Raw genomic sequence first — 19,514 nt, forward strand, 5'->3', positions numbered from 1 at the left:
ATTCATGGAAATCAGGAAAAACAAAGTGGCCATCGTTGTGCTTCACTTGTTGGTATGGCTGGTTTTGTTCGGGTTGCCCTATTTTTTGTCCTCCGGGCAGGAGGAGATGATCCGGCGTATTGCCGTACATACCTGGATACCGATGGCTTTTTATGCCGTTATCTTTTACATCAATTATCTCTGGTGGATACCTTCCTTGCTGTTTCGTAAAAAAAACGGGCTTTTTCTGGTGTTTAATGTGGTATTAATCGCTGCTTTTGTATGGCTGAACGGAATGCTGAAAGACTACTTTTTCTCAGAATTCATGTCCCCACCGCCTGGAGGTCAGGCACCTCCCAGACAGTTTTTTCTTTATCTGGAAGGGATCTCGTTTACAGTGCCCCTGGTTTTCTCCGTAGCGCTTAAAGCAACAGAACGCTGGATTCGGACAGAAGCCGAGCAACGGGAAGCGGCCAATATAAGACTGCAATCCGAACTCAGGCATCTGAAATACCAGTTGCAGCCTCACTTTTTTTTCAATGCACTCAATAATATCTATGCCTTGGTGGATGTTTCTCCCGAAATGGCCAAGGAGACTATCCATAGCCTCGGAAAACTCATGCGTTACCTTCTTTATGAAACCAATACCGGAGAAGTCAGCCTTCGGAAGGAGATCGGTTTTATGGAGAAGTATATCGAACTGATGAAGTTGCGCTATTCCGATAATGTCCGGGTGTATTACGATTTTCCTGCGGTTGGGCAGGAGCGGCATATAGCCCCGCTGTTGTTTATCTCTCTTGTGGAGAATGCCTTTAAGCATGGTGTTTCGGCGGGTTCTGGGGCAGATATTTCATTTGTGATGAAACTGGAAGGGAAACAGCTGACATTTACGGCGGCAAACCGGAACGTGCCAAAAACATCCGGGGATAAAAGCGGATCGGGTATCGGGTTGCAAAATCTGGAAAAACGTTTGCACCTGCTTTACCCGGAGCGTTATACGATGGAGACGCGGGTAGAAGACGACAGGTTTATCGCTGTGCTGTCTTTGGAATTTCAGTAAGCAGGCCCTAACGGTGCACTTAAATAAAAGTCAAGTAGTATGGAAGCAGGAAAAATACGTTGTATCATTGTAGATGATGAGCCCATGGCGCTTCGCCTGATGGAAAGTTATGTTTCTAAAACACCTTTTCTGGAACTGAAACGGCAGTGTAGCAATGCTCTGGATGCCATGGATTATCTGGGGAAGGAAAAAATAGACCTCGTTTTTCTCGATATTCAGATGCCGGACCTTACCGGGATGGAACTTTCCAGGATGCTTCCCGCGGAGACCCGCGTAGTGTTTACCACTGCTTTCGATGCCTATGCGCTCGAAGGATTTAAAGTGGATGCCCTGGATTATCTGCTCAAACCATTCAATTATGCAGAGTTTCTTTCCGCTGCGACCCGGGCCAGAGAATGGTTTGCTCTGCTCCGTAAAAAACCGGAAAAGCAACAAGAGGTCGCGGTCAGGCCCGGAAAGGAATTTCTTTTTGTGAAATCGGAATACAGGCAGTTGAAAATAAGGCTCGATGATGTGCTGTATTTCGAGGGGTTGAAAGATTATATCAAGATATATGTAAAAGGACAATCCAAGCCGATATTGACCCTGATGAGCCTCAAAGCGCTGGAGGCCGAACTGCCTGCAGAGCAATTCATGAGGGTGCACCGTTCCTATATCATTGCCCTGCGTAGCATAGATAGTGTGGAGCGAAGCCAGGTGCTTATCGGGGATAAGCGGATTACGGTCTCAGAACAATATCGTGCGGTGTTTATGGCTTATATATCCCGGAACTCTCTCGACTGAAAAAGACTATTTGTGCAGATCGAGCAATCGCGCAACATACTTTCCGACAACATCAAATTCCAGGTTTACCGTAGTTCCCGGCCTGTAATTCTTAAAATTGGTGTGCTCATACGTATAAGGTATTATGGCTACGCTGAAAAAGTCCTTACCCGAATCCACCACCGTAAGACTGGTGCCATCTATGGTGATGGAGCCTTTTTCTATGGTTATGTTATTTGATGTGGGGTCGTAAGTGAAAGTGAAAACCCAGCTTCCGTTGGCATTTTTAATGTCCGAGCATACGGCGGTCTGGTCTACATGTCCCTGAACAATATGGCCGTCCAGCCGGTCTCCCAGCTTCATGGCGCGTTCCAGGTTGATGGTATCGCCGGTTTTCAAATGGCCCAGTGAAGACCGTTCCAAAGTCTCTTTTATGGCAGTCACCGTATATTCGTCCTCGCTTATAGAGACCACGGTAAGGCAGACACCGTTATGAGAAACACTCTGGTCTATTTTCAATTCGGAAGTCATGTTGCTCTTCACGGAAATGTGCAGATTGTCCTTTTCCGGAACAAGATTTGTTACGGTTCCGAGTTCTTCGATGATCCCTGTGAACATTCTTTCGTATTTATTGGTTAATTTTGCAAGGTAAAAGTACGCATTATAAAAAAGACCCCCGATCAATACTTTTATAAAATTTACATAAAAACTGAACATGAAAACAATGAGCAATATACGGGTAGGAATATCTATAGGAGATATTAACGGTATAGGCGGAGAGATTATCCTCAAGGCTTTTGAAGACAGCCGTATGCTGGAATTTTGTACACCGGTCATATTTGCATCTAACAAGGTAATAGCCTTTCAGAAAAAGCATTTCGGACTGGAGGTCAATTATAATGGTGTGCAGGAGGCTTCTCAGGCTGTAGAGGGTAAAGTGAATATCGTGAATATATCCAAAAATGCCCCGAAGATAGAATTTGGAAAAGAGACGGAAGAGGCCGGGAAATATGCTTTTCTTTCGTTGAAAATGGCAGTCGAGGCCCTGAAAAAAGACGAGGTGGATGTGCTGGTAACTGCTCCTATCAATAAACATAACATACAGTCTGAAGAATTTAATTTTCCGGGTCATACCGATTATCTGGCCAAAGAACTGAATGGAGAGGCCCTTATGTTTATGGTGACTGAAGAGCTCAAAGTAGGCTTGCTTACCGACCATATTGCTGTTAAGGATGTCAGTAAGGCGATAACGAGAAATCTCGTCCTTAAAAAAGCCGGAAAAATACACGACTCCCTGGTGCGCGATTTCCGCATCCGTAAACCGAGGATCGCATTGCTCGGTATTAATCCGCATAGCGGAGATAACGGGGTGATAGGTAAAGAAGACGATACGGTGCTCCGTCCTGTGGTGAAAGAGCTTTTTGAAAAAGGAATTATGACTTTCGGGCCCTATTCTGCCGATAGCTTTTTTGGTTCGGACGGGTATAAAAAGTTCGATGCCGTGCTGGCCGCATACCACGACCAGGGACTTATTCCGTTTAAGACGCTGTCTTTTGGCAGGGGGGTGAATTACACGGCCGGGCTGGACAAAGTGCGGACATCTCCCGACCACGGAACGGCCTATGAAATAGCCGGTAAAGGAGTGGCCGATTATCAGTCGTTCAAGGAAGCGGTGTTTACTGCCCTGCAGATTTACCGGAACCGGGAAGAATATGAAGAGTTGACCTCCAATCCGTTAAAAAAAGCACCTGCAAACAACAAATAACAACGGAAGCGTGTAAACGGCCGTTGCGCAAAGGAGTTTTGCAATGATGTTAATACGGTTCGTTTTGATCTTTTTCTCGTTTTGTTTGTGTACTTTTGATCGTACGACAGCAGAATAAGAGCTAAAAAAGCGATGGTATTTACTGTTTTTTTCATTTCGAAAAAGGACTTCCTTAAAAAAGGAGTGGAAAAAATAAAGATAGTAAGTTGGTCATTAATAAAAATTTATATCTTTGCACACCCGTTCCAATACCGGAAGGTTAGGAATGAGATGCGAAGGTAACTGTGTTTTAAGATGAAGAAGTTCAAGGAGTTCGATATCCCCTTTGTGGGATTGAAGCAAGGAGAACACCGGTTTGATTATCGTATCGATAATTCGTTCTTTGAGGAGTTTGGCTATACCGATTTCAACGAAACATCGTTGAAAGTGGATGTAGTCCTGCACAAAAGAAGCAATATGCTGGAGCTGGACTTTGCCGTAAAAGGTACGGTAAATGTAAACTGCGATCTTTCCAATGAGCCTTATGATCAGAAGATCAAAGGGAAACTGGAACTTATTGTAAAGTTCGGAGAAGAGTATAATGATGAGAATGAGGATATACTCATTTTGCCACATGGCGAACATCAGATCAATGTAGCCCAGTATATCTATGAGATGACTGTGCTTTCCGTTCCCGCGAAGAAGATACACCCGGGAGTGAAAGACGGTACGCTCGATTCGGAGATAGTGCGCAAACTCACAGAGTTACAGCCGGGAACAGAAAAAGAAAAAGACGAAGAGACAGATCCGAGGTGGGATTCACTGAAGAAGCTGTTGAGTGATAAATAAGAAAGCGAAATTTAAAATAGACGAAAATGGCACATCCTAAAAGAAGACAGTCTAGTACGAGAAGAGATAAAAGAAGAACGCACTACAAGGCGACTGCTCCTCAAATTGCCGTAGATTCCACTACAGGTGAAGCTCACCTTTACCACAGAGCACACTGGCATGAAGGAAAGTTGTACTACAGAGGTAAAGTGTTGATCGACAATTCTACCGAAGAAGTAGCGTAGTAATTACGGTCTGAAAAAGCAAAACTCTCACGGTGTGAGGGTTTTTTTTATGAAGAAATATTTTTCTAAATAGTAAAAACCAACTATTTTGCACCGATATTCAGAGAAAATTAATAATTTCACATTATGAAAACCCTGTAAGACACAGGAAGATGCGCGTTTGAATATACGGAGAGAATGTGATTTTAATTTGGTTTGATTGTAGAAATTAAGATAGTGAGATACCGGAACGAAATGATTTTGCTGGGATAAAATCTATGCGGAATCATATAGGGAAAGGCATTCTTGTGTTAATTTTCTTCGGTTTAGCGGTTTTGGTATAAACGAAATTAGACTATGAGTAGAAAAACAGCAGCAATTACCGCTGTAGGAGCATACGTTCCGGATTTTGTACTATCCAACCAGTTATTGGAAACTATGGTAGAGACCAATGACGAGTGGATAACCACAAGAACAGGTATCAAAGAGAGGCGTATTCTCAAAGACAAAGGCAAGGGAACTTCATATCTTGCTATCCAAGCTGCAAAAGACCTTATTCAAAAGGCAAATATCAACCCGGAAGAAATAGATTTGTTAATTATGGCTACTGCCACACCCGATTTGCTGGTGGCCTCTACGGGAGCGTATGTGGCTACGGAAATAGGGGCGGTAAACGCCTTTTCTTATGATTTACAGGCTGCCTGCTCGAGTTTCCTTTATGGGATGTCGACAGCGGCGAGTTATATAGAATCCGGACGTTACAAAAAGGTACTGCTTATAGGAGCCGACAAAATGTCTTCTATTATTGATTATACCGATCGTACCACCTGTATTATCTTCGGGGACGGCGGCGGAGCTGTACTTTTCGAACCCAATGAAGAAGGGCTTGGTCTTCAGGACGAATATCTCAGGTCAGACGGACAGGGAAGGGCTTTTCTGAATATGGAAGCAGGAGGGTCGCTATTCCCGGCAACCGAAGAAACCGTGAAGAACAAACAGCATTTTGTACATCAGGACGGGCGGACCGTATTTAAGTTTGCCGTTTCCAACATGGCCGATGTTGCAGAGAAGATCATGGAAAGAAACAGTCTGTCCAGGGAAGATGTCAGTTGGCTGGTGCCTCATCAGGCCAATAAAAGGATCATTGATGCTACTGCAGGCAGAGTGGGACTGGAAGAAGATAAGGTGATGATCAATATCGAAAAGTATGGAAATACCACTTCGGCAACACTTCCCTTACTGTTAAATGATTACGAAACTAAATTAAAAAAAGGAGATAACCTTATATTTGCTGCTTTCGGTGGCGGCTTTACCTGGGGGTCCATTTACCTCAAATGGGCTTACGATACGAAGTAAAGCTTTGTTTTTGTCTTCATTGACGAAAAAAACGGACTTAAATACTAACAAAACGAATACTCATGGATCTAAAGGAAATTCAAAATCTGATCAAGTTTGTAGCCAAGTCGGGTGCCAGCGAAGTAAAGCTGGAGATGGATGACGTTAAGATTACCATTAAGACTGGTACAGAAGGAAATGCGTCAGAGACCACATACATACAGCACGTTCCGGTAGCCCCTACGGTTCCGCAACAACCTGTTCCGCAACAACCCCAGGAACAAGCCGTTCCGGTTAAGACAGCAGATGCTGTTCCTGCGGAAAACGATAAATACATTACTATAAAATCTCCTATTATCGGTACATTCTACCGTAAACCTTCACCGGACAAGCCTACCTTCGTCGAGGTAGGAAGCACTATAAAACAGGGAGACGTTCTCTGTGTTATAGAAGCGATGAAACTGTTCAATGAGATAGAATCTGAAGTTTCCGGAAAAATCGTGAAAGTGTTGGTAGACGATTCTTCACCGGTAGAATTCGATCAACCCCTTTTCCTTGTTGATCCATCATAAGAAATTTTAAATTTCAACAGATGTTTAAAAAAATACTGATAGCAAACAGAGGGGAGATAGCACTTCGTGTCATTCGTACCTGTAAGGAGATGGGAATTAAGACCGTAGCGGTTTACTCTACTGCCGATGCCGAAAGCCTGCATGTTCGCTTTGCCGATGAAGCAGTTTGTATAGGACCTCCTCCGAGTAATATGTCCTACCTGAAGATGTCAAACATCATTGCAGCGGCAGAGATTACCAATGCCGATGCCATCCACCCGGGGTATGGATTTCTTTCTGAAAATGCCAAATTCTCCAAGATATGTGCTGAGCACGATATCAAATTTATTGGAGCGTCTCCCGAGATGATCGCGAAAATGGGAGATAAGGCCACGGCCAAAGCGACTATGAAAGAGGCCGGAGTACCTACAGTGCCCGGGTCCGATGGTCTTTTGGAATCCTATGAAGAAGCTGCAAAGCTCGCTAAAAAAATGGGATATCCCGTGATGCTCAAAGCTACTGCCGGTGGTGGTGGTAAGGGAATGCGTGCCGTATGGAAGGAAGAGGATCTCAGAAAGGCGCTCGAAAGTGCCCAGCAGGAAGCTGCGGCTTCATTTGGTAATGATGGGATGTATATGGAAAAACTCATCGAAGAGCCGAGACATATTGAGATTCAGGTCGTCGGAGATGCGTATGGTAAAGCATGTCACCTGTCAGAGAGAGACTGTTCCGTACAGCGTAGGCACCAGAAACTTACCGAAGAGACCCCTTCTCCGTTTATGACCGATGAACTTCGTGAAAAAATGGGAAAAGCAGCCGTAAAGGCCGCAGAATATATAAAATATGAAGGAGCCGGAACCGTAGAGTTCCTCGTGGACAAACACCGGAACTTCTATTTCATGGAGATGAATACCCGTATTCAGGTAGAGCATCCCATCACAGAACAGGTTATAGATTATGACCTGATCCGGGAACAGATCTTAGTTGCTGCCGGAGTGCCGATCTCAGGCAAAAATTATATCCCTAAACTGCATTCTATAGAGTGCCGTATCAATGCGGAAGATCCTTATAATGATTTCCGTCCTTCGCCAGGTAGAATTACTACGTTGCATGCTCCGGGAGGACATGGGGTGAGGCTCGATACACATGTCTACAGTGGCTATATCATTCCGCCCAATTACGATTCTATGATTGCAAAACTTATCACCACGGCTCAGACCAGGGATGAAGCGATTAATAAAATGAAGCGTGCCCTGGACGAGTTTGTTATAGAGGGAATAAAGACAACGATACCATTTCATAGACAATTAATGGATCATCCGGATTATATCGCCGGAAATTATACGACCAAGTTTATGGAAGACTTCAGGATGAAACCGGAGGAAGAAGAATAGTTTTCAATCGGTGGACTTAGAAAAAAATCAACGTTTATAATATGAATGGCCCGGAAATGTAAATCTCCGGGCTTTTCCTTTTAAAGCTTACTTCCTGGAAATAGCAGGTGTCCCTTATACTTCATATTTGTCCAGTATCTTTTCGAGCTTTTTATGCAGAGCGACAATATCTGTCTCTCCCTCATTGAATTTCTCGAGCTCATGGTGTATTTCCAGACACTTGTTGATCTCGTGTTTAATCTGATCCGGAAGCTTCTCCAACTCCTTTTTGTTTTTACTGATCATAATCGTGGTGCTGTAATATTTATTTCATTGTCGTACACACTGCTATCCGTACGAGCCGGTAGCAATAAAAATTCATTACAATATCAATTGATACATGAAAAGCGTCACAGGTTATACCGTTTTCTCCTCTGTCGGATAGACCACAACAAGGCCTGCGAAGCTAAAAAGGGGTAGTAGATTTACTTCACGAAACGGCTGTAACAATCAGTACTAAAACCGAAGCAAGAATTATTTCTGATTTTAAGCCGATCCTATGTACAAAAATATGTTTTTTACGCTATAAAACAAATGAATTCTGTGTTATGTCTTCGTTAAAAAGGGAAAAACTGGGGAATTATAAATGATGCCGTTAACCAGGTGATAATATTCAAAGGGGTTCCTATTTTCAGAAAGTCATTAAACCTATAATTTCCAGGCGCATAAACCATGGTGTTGGTAGGGTAGCTTACCGGGGTCATAAAAGTGAGGGAGCACGCAAACATGACGGCAATGAGAAACGGTTTCTCGCTGACTTCCATGGCCGATGCGAGACTGATTACGATCGGGGTCATTAGTGCAGCGGCGGCTTTGCTGGATAATATATTGGTCGATAGAAAGGTGATGAGGTACAGCAGGCTCAGCGTAATACGGGGATCATAGGCTCCAAGGCTTTGTTGTACGAACTGGGCAATCTGCTCGGCTCCGCCGGTTTTTTCGAGAGCCGTTCCCATGGAGAGCACACCTGCCATCATAAAAATCACTTTCCATTCCACGGCCTGGTAAGCTTCCTGGGGTTTAAGCGTTCCTGTAGTGACGAGCAGCAGGCATCCTATCATGCTGCTTATCAGTATGGAAGTAAGATCCAGTGCCGCAGCAAGTACTACACCCAAGGCAATAAGAATAGCAGGAATAGCTTTTCGAAAATTAATCTTTGTGCTTTTGTGCTCGGAGAGTGTTACGATCAGTCCTTGTGAAGAAAGTATACCCAACTCCTCTTTAGAACCGAGTATGAGCAGCATATCGCCCTCGACCAACCGGATGTCGGGTAGTTTTTCGAGAAGGAGTTGCCCGCGATGCCGGAGGGCGAGTACAGAAGATTTGTACTTTCTTCGAAAGTTAATAGCCCGTAGCGAACTTCCCGCAAGTGCCGACCCGTAAGGAATTATAGCTTCGTAAAGGTTTCTTTCGTTCTCCGGGTCTTTAAACCCGTATTCGGAATAATCTCCTTTGATCTTATAACCACTTGCATTCCGAAGGTTGTTGAGGCTGTCCGAAGGCAGAATAACCTGTAAAATATCATCTTGGTGCAGTGAGGTTTCCTGGCCTATATCAAAAGAATTCCTGTCCTGTCTTCGTATCCTTAAGACTTGGGCATTAAACTCTTTGACGAGCCGGGATTGGAAAACCGGTTTGTTCAGGTCAGGACAATCCTCTTCGATAATAATCTCCGTAACATATTTTCCGGCTTCCTCACTAAGTCCGGAATCTATGCTTTTTCGTTTGGGTAATAAGAGGGGCCCGGCAAAAAGAAGGTAAGCGAAACCTACGGACGCAATACAAAGTGCCGGAAGACTGAATTCGAACATCCCGAAACCTTCCAGCCCGTATTTTTCGGCATAACTGCTTACCAGGATATTGGTGGAAGTTCCTATAAGGGTACAGGTTCCGCCAAATAGTGCGGCAAATGATATGGGTATAAGTAATTTGGAAGGGCTGATGTCGCTTTCCCTGCAAACTTTGAGCGCTATCGGTAGTAGTAATGCCACTACGGCCGAATCATTTACAAAAGCGGAAAAGACAGATGCCGTGATACAGAAGATAAGCAGGGCGATAAAATAATTGGTCCGGGCCAGTCTGACCAGTTTAATGCTGATGCCATCCAGTAGTCCGGATTGAAAGACCCCTGCACTGATAATAAACATGCATCCGAGAGTGATGGTAGCGGGATGATTAAAGCCCGAAAAACCTTCTTCCGGACTAAGTACCCCGGCCACGATAAAAAGGGCCATGATGAGGACAGAAGTGGTGTCTATAGAAAAATAATCCTTTACAAAGAGAAAGATTCCTATGGCAATAATCACCATGGTGATGATGAGGTCAAGAGACATGTGCTTTCGGTTAAGGGTAGATAATAATCTTGCTGTTCTGGTGAAAATGCTTCTCTGTTCGGGCAGGAAGGTTGTCCATACCGTGCCGATGGGAAATAGCTCCCTTACGGGCCGAAATGAGTATCAAAAGATCCTGTCGCTTTAGTTTGCCCGTGTGTGTAAAAAAATCCTCCGGACTGTTTATTTCTTCAAAACCATATACCGCATTTATGCTGTTTTCCTGTTTGTATTTTTCAATGGCCTTTCGGGTTTCCGTATTACAGCTATAAACGATGGGGGTGCTGAGTTCTTGTGCAAGGGCCGATATTTTAGCGGTCCAAAGGATAAAACCTTTTTCCAGTTCGGCGAATGGAGGTGCCATGACCAATATTCTGCCGTGGTCGACAAGGGGATATTGGAAATCGCAGATAAAAAGTGTTTTATCCGTATAGGTGAGAACATGCTCCATTTTCTCGCCTATGAGTTTCTGGATGAATCCTTTACGGCGTGGCCACCCCAGTATAATGAGGTTTGCCATGATCTCTCTTGCCGTTCTGGCAATCCCGTTGGAAGCATTGTAGTCGATGGTTGCGATAACTTCCGTGGCTGTTTCGGATGCTGACGCATCGCGTGTGAAGCTCTCCAGTTTGTCTTTTGCCTTGCCGATATTTTTTTCGGCCTCCTGGTTATTGGGAACTACACGGAGTATGGATATGGGGTAAGTGGATTTTTTATCCTTGACCAATGTAGCAAACTCCAGGGCCTTTTCCATATTTTGCGTATTGGCAATAGGAATAAGAATATGCTCGTCGTAAACTACGGGTTCTGTGGAGTTCCCATAGTCTTCTTCGGAATTCTTCAGGATTTTTTTTGCTGCTTTCTCTGTGGCAAAAGAAGCGATGATACAGGTGATCAGTATCAGGATTATGGTGCCGTTGAGGATGTTTTCATCCAGTATCTTTGCCTTATAGCCCACCAGGATTACTGCCAGGGTGGCAGCTGCATGAGAACTGCTGAGTCCGAAAATAAGCTGTCTTTGCGTTCCCGAATATTTAAACAACACCTGTGTGCATAACGAAGCCAGCCATTTGCCGAGCAGCGCTACCACCGAGAGTGTTCCTGCCACCACCAGGGCCATAGGGCCGCTTAGTATAACGCGAATATCCACCAGCATACCTACGCTGATCAGGAAAAAAGGAATGAAAAGAGCATTGCCTATAAATTCTATGCGGTTCATCAGTGCTGAAGAATGTGGGATCAGCCTGTTGAGGGCCAGTCCGGCCATAAATGCTCCGATGATGGGTTCTACCCCGGAAATTTCCGCCAGGAAAGCCGCGGCAAAAACGATAAACAGTACAAAAATGTAATGTGAATGTTTCTCGTTTTGTAATTTGCCGAAAAACCATTTGGCTATTTTCGGAATGAGGAAGAATATGATAAAGAGAAATATAGTTAATGATACTGCGAGCCTGATCCAGAAATCAGTGGTCAGTCCGCCCGATTCCGATCCCATGATTACGGCAAGAATAATAAGCACCGCAGTGTCGGTAAGGATCGTCCCGCCTACCGTAATGGCGACAGCCTGATTTTTGGATACGCCCAGTTTGCTTACTATCGGGTAAGTAACCAGGGTATGTGTGGCAAACATACTTGCCGTGAGGAAACTGGCATTAAAACCGTAATCCAGCAGGTAATAGCATACCGGCAGTCCGATACCCAGCGGAATGATAAAAGTGAAAAAGCCGAACATCAGACTTTTGTTGCGATTGGCCCTGAATTCGTTCATGTCCAGTTCGAGGCCTGCAATAAACATGATATACAACAGCCCTATGGTGGAAAAAAGGTCTACAGCCGAGTTTTTAGCCAGTAAATTCAGACCGTGCGGACCGATCAGCACGCCCGATAGGATCAGTACGATGATGCCGGGAATATTGAGTCTTCTCAGCAAGATAGGTGAAACCAGGATGATGAGTAATATGAGGGTAAAGACCAGAACCGGGTTTGCCAGCGGAAGCTCAAATTCGTGTGCGAGATGTTCAAAAAAAGTATCCATGAGAAGTAGTTAATTAACTTGGTAAGGAACAGCCTGGGGGAATTGCTTCTGCCTGAGGCATACTTTTTCCGTCGGGGTATTACTGTTACTTGATGTAATGAACCTTGTATCCGGGCTCCAGTTCCGCTCCGTAATGATATATATGTAATTTTCCGTCGGTGTTCTCATAGAAAACGGGGAGAACGTCCCCTTCCCTGCCCGATAGTTGTTTCAGGAAATTCCTGGAAGATATCTCCTCGGATATTTCGACACTGATCTCTTCAAAATCTTTATTCTCGAGCTTGTAATCCCATTTATAAGGGTCTGTTTTTTTAGCGAAAATGGTAGAAGCTCCTATAGGTTCCAGCAATTCGATGTTCGCACCTTCCGAGGAGGGCGTAATGGAGACGTAAATATTGGGGATGCCTATAACCTCACTGGCCAGTTGGGCGGCGAGTACATTGATCTCGCTGTTGTTGGTGAGGCTGACAAAAAAGCCTGCCTCATGCCCTTCGGCTTCTATGATGGTTTCTTCTTTAAGAGCATTCCCCTGGATGCACCTGAGGCCCATATTAGTGGCTCTGGCACAGTTGTCGGCATTGGAATCGATCAGTGAAACAGGATTTTTTCCGGATAATTTTTTGGCGATATAAAGCGACAGCGGACCTGCTCCAAGGATCAGTACACCTTGTTTTTCCGAAGAAGATAATACGAGTTCCCCGCGTTTGCGCAGCCACGAAGTGGTCCAGGTCAGGAAAACGGGGACCGTAGCTGTGGTGAATATGGCCATAAATACCAGTATGGAAAAGATTTCGTTATCGATAAAGCCCATATTCAGGGCGATCCCTGCAATCACGATTTCTACTGCTCCGCGTCCGTTCATACCGGTCCCTACCGTTATTCCTTCCCGCCACCCGTTACCGCTGGGCAGGTAAAAAAGTGCGGTACCGAAGACCTTTCCGAGCACGGCTACGGCAAGGATAACAAGCAGAAGGGTAAGATTGTTCTGGAAAACATCGAAAGTCACATTGTAGCCGGCCGTTACAAAAAATATAGGGGCAAGAAAGCCTATGGAAATATCGTAAAACACCTTATTCAATTCTTTGGAGAGTCTTCGGTCAAAGACACTTTCCCGTAAAAACAGCCCTGCGATAAAAGCGCCGAGAATAGAGTGTAAACCGGCCAGTTCCGCCAGCTCTGCAAAACCGATGGCAATGATCAGCATGATGGTAAAATACAGGGTACGATTGGTAAAGCCTGCTTTTTCCAGTTTTTTGCCCAGAAAGGGTAATACATATATTCCGAGCAGTCCCGTAACCACAAAGAACAGGACTGCTTTTCCGGTAACCATAAGGATCTCGGTAAGCTCGATGCTTCCTGCATCTGCAAAACTTATAATCCCGGCAAAAATAATCAGGGCCAGTGTGTCGGAGATGAGTGCCCCGGCCATAAGAACATGGGCAATACGGGTATTGAGCAGTTTAAGGTCTACAAGGATACGCGATTTGGTGGCGAGTGAAGTAACCCCTACGGCAATAGCCACGAAGAGGGCACCCATCTGAGAGCCGCCGAAACCGAGTACGGCATAATACCCCAGGACAAAAGGAACCAGGAATCCGCCGATAGCAGCCAGTAAACCGGCCTTGGAGGCCTTGCCTAGTTCGCGAAAATCTATTTCCATACCTATGTAAAGCATCATCAGGAGTACACCAATTTCTGCGAGTACTGCGGTAGTTTCGGTAGGTGCCAGGATTCCCAGTAAAGCGGGGCCGAAAATGATCCCCGCGGTGAGCTCACCCAGAATAGAAGGGTAGCCAAGGCGGGTAGCCAGGGAGCCCCCGATCCAGGCGGCAACCAAAACTAAAAGTAAATTCAACAGTTCTAATTCCATAGTGATATGTGGTGTTGTTGTGATTCCCGGAATGTGAAAGGAAAAAACTATGCTTTCCTGTCCCCGGGCCTGTGATGAAATCGTTTTAAACTCTTTTTGAGCAAAAGAAACCTGTAAACGCCGATAAAGAGAAATATGACACTGAGGAACAGCGATAGTATCCCGAGATAACGGATGTTGTAAAAATCATCCAGTTGGATAAAAGTGATACCACCCAGAATCAGGTACAGGAAAGTACGTATATACGACAAAAGTGTTCTTTCGTTCGATAACCTGGTTCTTTCCACAGAGAGATAATCCCGTAATATCATTTCTTCATCCCGCTCGAAATCACGGCCAAACCGTAGCAGTTGCATTTTTCGGAATGGGACAAATTTTTTCATGGTCAACAGTTGTTCGATTGCTTTTTCCGCGAAATGCGGAGGTTGTTCCGACAGGTTATTTCCGGAGTAATTCCGGCCTGCTTCAGGATTAAAAATAGCGTAATATTTTAGAATAACCATACTTTGGCTTTTTAAATCTCCGAGAAAATGGAGAAATGTTAAAAAAGACCCAATAAAACAGTGTTTTTTAATATTTTCTTCCGCTGTTTTGTTATTTTGCGGACTATATTTAAACAGGAAAAAAGTAAAAAATCATATTCCCGGTTTCCGGTATACAAAAGACTCCCGGAAAGCTGTGTTGTGACAGTGCGGACAGTCCTGTGGTCAAGTAGAGAAAACAAATTATAAATGGCTTGAAGAGGTCATGGCAGTTCCTGGCGACAGTGCTCCGGAAAGTGTCAGTGAAAATGAAATACACTTCCCGTTAAACCATAAATCACAGTATTTACATGCGGTTATACCCTATAGAAACAGGAAATTTTAAGCTGGATGGCGGGGCCATGTTCGGAGTGGTTCCTAAATCTTTGTGGAATAAGACCAACCCGGCAGACGCGAATAATATGATAGACCTCGCAGCCAGGTCCCTGCTTATAGAAGATGGAGACCGGCTTATCCTCATCGATACGGGAATGGGCAACAAGCAAAGCGATAAGTTTTTCGGTTTTTATTACCTCTGGGGAGATCATTCCATAGACCGGTCGCTGGCAAAATACGGTTTTCATCGCGATGATATTACCGATGTATTTATGACCCATTTGCATTTCGACCATTGTGGAGGCAGTATACAGTGGAATAAAAACAGGACCGGGTATGAACCCGCATTCCGCAATGCCAGGTTTTGGAGCAATAAAGCACACTGGCAATGGGCCACGGAGCCCAACGCACGTGAAAAAGCCTCTTTTCTGAAAGAGAATATACTACCCTTGCAGGAGAGCGGGCAATTGTCTTTTGTGCAAGTACAGGATCGTAATACCGACTACCTGAAAAGTTCCGAGCTGGGGTTTGATATTCTTTTTGTCAACGGACATACCGATAAACAAATGATCCCGGTTATGGAGTACAAAGGAAAAAAACTGGTGTTTATGGCCGATCTTCTGCCTACGGTGGGTCACATCCCTTTACCTTACGTTATGGGGTACGATACCCGACCCCTGCTTACCCTGAAAGAAAAAGCGGCTTTCCTGGATAAAGCGGCTTCCGAAGATTATTATCTTTTTCTGGAACACGATGCACACCACGAGATCTGCACTCTCAAACATACAGAAAAAGGAGTTCGTCTCCGGGATATTCACACCTTTGACGAAGTATTTAATTAAAAAAACAGCCGGAAAACAACCGGCAGTATAAAAAATCGATTAATTATGAACCTTACAAGATCATTTCTTTTGCCGGTTTCGGCAGCTTTTTTGCTCGCAGGTTGCGGAACTGCGGCCATTGTTTCTACACCGATAGAAAATATTGATACGGTACCCCTAAAGGTTGCCGATCTCAATGAAAATGAGTTTAAAACCTGGCCCCATGCAGATCTTTTGACCGATACCATTCCCGGAATGAGTGTAAATCGCGCGTATGAAGAACTGCTGAAAGGGAGAAAAGGAGTTAAAGTTGTCGTCGGAGTCGTAGATTCCGGAGTGGATATAGAACATGAAGATCTCAAGGATGTACTTTGGGTGAATGAAAAGGAAATTCCCGGTAATGGAATCGATGACGATGGCAATGGTTATATCGATGATGTTCATGGATGGAACTTCCTCGGAGATGCCGTACATGAAAACCTGGAGTATGTAAGAATTATTAAAAAGGGAGATGATGGTTCGGCCGAATACAAAAAAGCCAAAGCCGAATATGACAAAGAGCTTCAGGAAGCCAAAATGAACAAAAACCAGTACGAGCAGATCCTTCAGATGGTGAAAAGTTCGGATGAAGTTGTTCAGGAAGAACTCAAAAAAGAAGATTATACCCGCGAAGATATCGAAAAACTTCCTTCGTCCGATCTCAAACTGGCACAGGCCAAAGCTTTCCTGACCAATATTATGTCGGTTGATAAGTCCCTGACCTCCGTAAAAGAATTGAAGTCCGAACTTAAAGAAGGTATTGAATATTTCGGAAATCAGTTGAATTACAATCTCAATCTGGATTTTGACGGGAGAGGACCGGTCGGTGACAATCCGGATGATATTACCGATACCGATTACGGAAACAATAACGTGACGGGGCCCGATAAAGAAGAAGCCAAGCATGGGACGCACGTATCCGGTATCATAGCGGCTACCCGCAATAACGGTATTGGAATGAACGGAGTGGCCAATAATGTAGAGATCATGGCTGTGCGTGCCGTTCCGGGTGGCGATGAGTATGATAAGGATATCGCTCTTGGCATACGTTATGCGGTAGACAATGGTGCCAAGATTATCAATACCAGCTTCGGTAAATACTATTCTCCGCATCCGGAATGGGTCCGCGATGCTATAAAATATGCAGGAGAACACGATGTACTTATCGTAAATGCCGCCGGAAACGAGTCTAAAGACCTCGATAAAACCAATGTTTATCCGAACGATGCAGTGGACAATGGTAAAGAGGTTTCTGATAATTTCCTGACTGTAGGTGCACTGGATTATACCTATGGCCCGGAAATGGTGGCAAAATTCTCTAACTACGGGAAAAATAATGTAGATGTTTTTGCCCCGGGAACCAAAATATGGTCTACAGTACCTAACAATGGATATGAGTTTCAGCAGGGTACATCCATGGCTTCTCCCGAAGTAGCCGGAGTAGCTGCGCTCATAAGATCGTACTACCCGGAGCTGACCGCTTCACAGGTGAAGAAAATTATCATGCATTCCGGACTGACTTCAAAAACCAATGTGGTACTCGAGGGTGATCCTTCCAAAAAGAAGCCGTTCTCTGAAGTGTCGAAATCAGGGCGTATGGTCAATGCATACAATGCCATTATCATGGCTGATAAAGTATCTAGGAAAAAACTGGAGCTGTAATCGGAGAAACGTGCAATGCAAGGGTTCCCAAATGTCCTTGCTTGCTTAAAAATACCTGACTTGCCTGTATGTACAGTATAGATGTAAAAGCAAAGTTTATGAAAAAATTTATCGTAGCATGTTCAGCCCTTCTTGTCGGATTTGTTGCAGTGGCACAGAATGATTGTTACTGGCAGCAACATGTGGATTACAGGATGGAGGTAGACATGGATGTAAAAACCTTTCGTTATACCGGGACCCAGGAGCTGGTTTATACCAATAATTCACTCGATGTGCTGGATAAGGTGTTTTATCACCTGTATTTTAATGCCTTCCAGCCCGGTAGTGAAATGGATGTCCGCCTGAAAACGATCGAAGATCCGGATAAGCGTATGGTTACCAATAAAGGGACCAAAGAAGAACCGGAATTCGAAAGCCGTATCGGGAAACTGAAGCCGGATGAGATCGGTTACCTGGACGTAAAATCCCTTGCCCAGGATGGTAAGCCTGTGGTGTATGACGCGGAAGGAACTATTGTAGAGGTCAAACTCGCAAGTCCGCTGAAGCCCGGGACTTCTACCAAACTGGTCATGGAGTTCGAAGGACAGGTACCGTTACAGATCAGAAGATCGGGAAGGAACAGTGCCGAGGGCGTAGCCTTGTCCATGACACAATGGTACCCTAAACTCGCGGAGTACGATGCCGAGGGGTGGCATGCCGATCCGTATATCGGCCGTGAATTTCACGGGGTGTGGGGGAATTTCGATGTTAAAATATCCATTGATAAAGACTATATCATCGGAGGAACCGGAAATCTTCAAAACGGGGACGAGATCGGATATGGTTACGAAAAACCCGGAACCAAAGTAAAACGTAAAGGGAAAAAACTGACCTGGCATTTTATAGCGCCCGATGTCCATGATTTTGCCTGGGCTGCCGATCCGGAATACATTCATGATACCCTGGAGACTCCCGGTGGAGTAACGCTGCATTTTTTATATAAGGATAAGGCAGAAATCAAGGAGAACTGGAAGAACCTGCAGCCTAAAACTGCGGCACTTCTCGACTTTTACAATAAAAATATAGGGCCTTATCCGTGGAAACAGTACTCCGTAATACAGGGGGGAGACGGCGGCATGGAATATGCGATGTGCACCCTGATCACCGGGGAGCGTAGTTTCGGAAGCCTGGTCGGTGTTACCGCCCATGAGATGGCTCACGCCTGGTTCCAGCATCTGCTCGCTACAAATGAGTCCAAGCACCCCTGGATGGACGAAGGATTTACCTCTTTTATTTCCGATCTCGCCGAAAACGAGATCATGGAAAGGAATAAACAAAATCCTTTCGAAAATGCTTACCGCAGTTATTTTATGCTGGCGATGTCCGGTAAAGAACAACCGCAAACCACACATGGCGACAGGTATGCCATGAATATGGCTTACTCCTATGCGGCGTACAGTAAAGGAGAAGTTTTCCTGGCGCAGTTAGGATATATCATAGGACAGGATAAGCTGATGGAAACGCTTCGTAAATATTATGAAGATTTCAAATTCAAGCACCCTACTCCAAACGATTTTAAACGCGTGGCCGAAAAAGTATCCGGTTTTCAGCTCGACTGGTACCTGACCGACTGGACTATGACCACCAACACCATAGATTATGGTATCAAAGCGGTAAAAGAGTCGGGAGACAGTACCAAAGTGACGCTGGAGCGTATAGGTCTCATGCCTATGCCAATTGATGTGCTGGTAGTCTATAACGATGATACATACGAAACCTTTTACGCGCCGTTGCGTATGATGCACGGAGAAAAAGCCAATCCGTATCCGAATCTCGAGAGGACTGTGCTCCCCAGTTGGGCGTGGGCGTATCCCACCTACGAATTCAGTATAGGAAGGCCCAAAAGCGATATCAAAGCTATTGTTATCGACCCTTCGGAGCTTATGGCCGATGTGGATAAAAGCAATAACGCCATTAGTTTTGAGTAATTAAAAACAGAATCGTT

At 44.7% G+C, this 19,514-nt stretch carries 17 protein-coding genes; 11 read left to right on the forward strand and 6 right to left on the reverse strand.

The features are described from left to right. Positions 1 to 4: 4 nt before the first annotated feature. Both BT112_RS04695 and BT112_RS04700 read left to right on the forward strand, forming a co-directional pair. Complete coding sequence (locus BT112_RS04695) at positions 5 to 1,039, forward strand: sensor histidine kinase (RefSeq protein WP_072316357.1); 1,035 nt, start codon at positions 5 to 7, stop codon at positions 1,037 to 1,039. A 39-nt stretch (positions 1,040 to 1,078) separates the two neighbouring features. Next, positions 1,079 to 1,822 (forward strand): LytR/AlgR family response regulator transcription factor, encoded by a 744-nt coding sequence (locus tag BT112_RS04700; protein WP_072316228.1) that lies wholly within the window; start codon positions 1,079 to 1,081, stop codon positions 1,820 to 1,822. A gap of 6 nt (positions 1,823 to 1,828) precedes the next feature. Here the strand turns inward: BT112_RS04700 and BT112_RS04705 are convergent, their stop codons facing one another. Continuing rightward, positions 1,829 to 2,419 carry a riboflavin synthase gene (locus tag BT112_RS04705; protein WP_072316358.1) on the reverse strand — a complete coding sequence of 197 codons (591 nt, stop codon included), beginning with the start codon at positions 2,417 to 2,419 and terminating at the stop codon, positions 1,829 to 1,831. Positions 2,420 to 2,516: 97 nt separating this feature from the next. Here BT112_RS04705 and pdxA point away from each other — a divergent pair, with 97 nt between their 5' ends. The 6 genes from pdxA (at position 2,517) to accC (ending at position 7,877) form a co-directional block, all read left to right on the forward strand. Then, the gene (gene pdxA / locus BT112_RS04710) at positions 2,517 to 3,566 is read left to right on the forward strand and encodes a 4-hydroxythreonine-4-phosphate dehydrogenase PdxA (protein ID WP_072316229.1); all 1,050 of its coding nucleotides are present in this window, start codon (positions 2,517 to 2,519) and stop codon (positions 3,564 to 3,566) included. Positions 3,567 to 3,860: 294 nt separating this feature from the next. Beyond that, on the forward strand, positions 3,861 to 4,394 hold the full coding sequence (locus tag BT112_RS04715) for a YceD family protein (protein ID WP_072316230.1): 534 nt from the start codon (positions 3,861 to 3,863) through the stop codon (positions 4,392 to 4,394). Between the two features lie 26 nt (positions 4,395 to 4,420). Continuing rightward, a complete protein-coding gene (rpmF, locus tag BT112_RS04720) occupies positions 4,421 to 4,618 on the forward strand; it encodes a 50S ribosomal protein L32 (protein ID WP_072316231.1) in 198 nt (65 codons plus the stop codon). 336 nt (positions 4,619 to 4,954) lie between these two features. Next, complete coding sequence (locus BT112_RS04725) at positions 4,955 to 5,953, forward strand: beta-ketoacyl-ACP synthase III (RefSeq protein WP_072316232.1); 999 nt, start codon at positions 4,955 to 4,957, stop codon at positions 5,951 to 5,953. Positions 5,954 to 6,015: 62 nt separating this feature from the next. Then, positions 6,016 to 6,504, forward strand: a complete 489-nt coding sequence (gene accB, locus BT112_RS04730; protein WP_072316233.1) for an acetyl-CoA carboxylase biotin carboxyl carrier protein — start codon at positions 6,016 to 6,018, stop codon at positions 6,502 to 6,504. 20 nt (positions 6,505 to 6,524) lie between these two features. Next, positions 6,525 to 7,877 (forward strand): acetyl-CoA carboxylase biotin carboxylase subunit, encoded by a 1,353-nt coding sequence (accC, locus tag BT112_RS04735; protein WP_072316234.1) that lies wholly within the window; start codon positions 6,525 to 6,527, stop codon positions 7,875 to 7,877. Between the two features lie 114 nt (positions 7,878 to 7,991). On the opposite strand, the gene BT112_RS21775 is transcribed toward accC, so the two are convergent. The 5 genes from BT112_RS21775 to BT112_RS04755 all read right to left on the reverse strand — a co-directional run bounded on the left by BT112_RS21775 (position 7,992) and on the right by BT112_RS04755 (position 14,654). Then, positions 7,992 to 8,162 carry a hypothetical protein gene (locus tag BT112_RS21775; RefSeq protein ID WP_175545749.1) on the reverse strand — a complete coding sequence of 57 codons (171 nt, stop codon included), beginning with the start codon at positions 8,160 to 8,162 and terminating at the stop codon, positions 7,992 to 7,994. A 311-nt stretch (positions 8,163 to 8,473) separates the two neighbouring features. Beyond that, positions 8,474 to 10,249, reverse strand: a complete 1,776-nt coding sequence (locus BT112_RS04740) for an SLC13 family permease (RefSeq protein ID WP_072316235.1) — start codon at positions 10,247 to 10,249, stop codon at positions 8,474 to 8,476. Between the two features lie 10 nt (positions 10,250 to 10,259). Continuing rightward, positions 10,260 to 12,281 (reverse strand): cation:proton antiporter, encoded by a 2,022-nt coding sequence (locus BT112_RS04745; protein WP_072316236.1) that lies wholly within the window; start codon positions 12,279 to 12,281, stop codon positions 10,260 to 10,262. An 85-nt stretch (positions 12,282 to 12,366) separates the two neighbouring features. Next, complete coding sequence (locus tag BT112_RS04750) at positions 12,367 to 14,151, reverse strand: monovalent cation:proton antiporter family protein (protein ID WP_072316237.1); 1,785 nt, start codon at positions 14,149 to 14,151, stop codon at positions 12,367 to 12,369. Positions 14,152 to 14,198: 47 nt separating this feature from the next. Next, positions 14,199 to 14,654, reverse strand: coding sequence for a DUF202 domain-containing protein (locus tag BT112_RS04755; protein WP_245776983.1), 456 nt, complete (start codon positions 14,652 to 14,654; stop codon positions 14,199 to 14,201). 329 nt (positions 14,655 to 14,983) lie between these two features. Between BT112_RS04755 and BT112_RS04760 the strand changes: the two genes are divergently transcribed. From BT112_RS04760 to BT112_RS04770, 3 genes are all read left to right on the forward strand, one after another. Further along, positions 14,984 to 15,850 (forward strand): MBL fold metallo-hydrolase, encoded by an 867-nt coding sequence (locus BT112_RS04760; RefSeq protein WP_072316238.1) that lies wholly within the window; start codon positions 14,984 to 14,986, stop codon positions 15,848 to 15,850. 45 nt (positions 15,851 to 15,895) lie between these two features. Further along, positions 15,896 to 17,530: a S8 family serine peptidase gene (locus BT112_RS04765; RefSeq protein ID WP_072316239.1), complete on the forward strand. Its 1,635-nt coding sequence runs from the start codon at positions 15,896 to 15,898 to the stop codon at positions 17,528 to 17,530. Positions 17,531 to 17,628: 98 nt separating this feature from the next. After that, positions 17,629 to 19,497, forward strand: a complete 1,869-nt coding sequence (locus tag BT112_RS04770) for a M1 family metallopeptidase (RefSeq protein WP_072316360.1) — start codon at positions 17,629 to 17,631, stop codon at positions 19,495 to 19,497. Positions 19,498 to 19,514: the final 17 nt, after the last annotated feature.

Origin of the sequence: Sinomicrobium oceani (genome assembly GCF_900119185.1) — a bacterium.
Lineage (GTDB): Bacteria > Bacteroidota > Bacteroidia > Flavobacteriales > Flavobacteriaceae > Sinomicrobium > Sinomicrobium oceani.